The following is a 729-nucleotide window of genomic DNA, read 5'->3' as shown; positions in this document are numbered from 1 at the left end:
GGCGAGGAGGGCGGGGAGCATCAGGGTGGCGTGTTCGGCGTAGCCCCGGGGGGACGGGTGGACGCCGTCGGGGCCGAGGAGGTGGTCGGCCCGGTCGCGGAACTCGGGGCCGGAGGAGGCCGCCACCGGGATGCCGGCGCGTTCGGCGGCCCGGGCCTGGCGGTGGGCGAGGCGGTGGGAGCGGGGTGCGCCGAGGAGACGGGCCGGGGCGCGGAACCCGGGGGCGTGGCCGGGGTCGGGGCAGGGCACGACGACCGGGTGCCAGCCGGTGTCGCGGAGCCGCTGGAGCACCAGGGCGAACCGGCGGGCGGCGCGGCCGAGCGGGAGCGGGGGGAGTACGTCGTTGCCGCCGACGATCAGCACGGCGATGCCGGGCCGGATCCGTTCCGCCCGGGCGACCTGCTGCCGCAGGGCCGCCGTGGTGGCGCCGACCCGGGCGAGCACCCGCAGGTCGACGGGGCGGTCGAGGCGCTCGCCGAGGGCCTGCGCGAGCCGGGCGCCGAGGGTCTCCTCGGGCCGGCCGGCGCCGAGGCTCCGGGCGAGCGAGTCACCGAGCATCAGCAGGGTGAGCGGCCGGGGGTCGGCGGGTTCGGCCGGGCCGTAGCGGCCGTCGGCGGGCGGGACGGTCCAGTCGGCGGGCGGGCGGCTCATCACCAGTCGCTGGTAGAGGCGGGCGGCGGTGAGCCGGGCCCGGGCGAGCGGCCGGCGGGTGGCGGGGGTGGGCATGGC

Annotated in this window: 1 protein-coding gene; it reads right to left on the bottom strand. The window is 80.8% G+C overall.

What is annotated here, in order from left to right:
- A partial coding sequence (locus ADK60_RS24095) for an SGNH/GDSL hydrolase family protein (RefSeq protein ID WP_053648842.1) occupies positions 1-729 on the bottom strand: 729 nt, incomplete at both ends.

Source organism: Streptomyces sp. XY431 (assembly GCF_001279805.1).
In the GTDB taxonomy this organism is placed as follows: Bacteria; Actinomycetota; Actinomycetes; order Streptomycetales; family Streptomycetaceae; genus Kitasatospora; species Kitasatospora purpeofusca.
The sequence above is the reverse complement of the archived record's forward strand: the minus strand, read 5'-3'. Positions and strand labels throughout refer to the sequence as shown.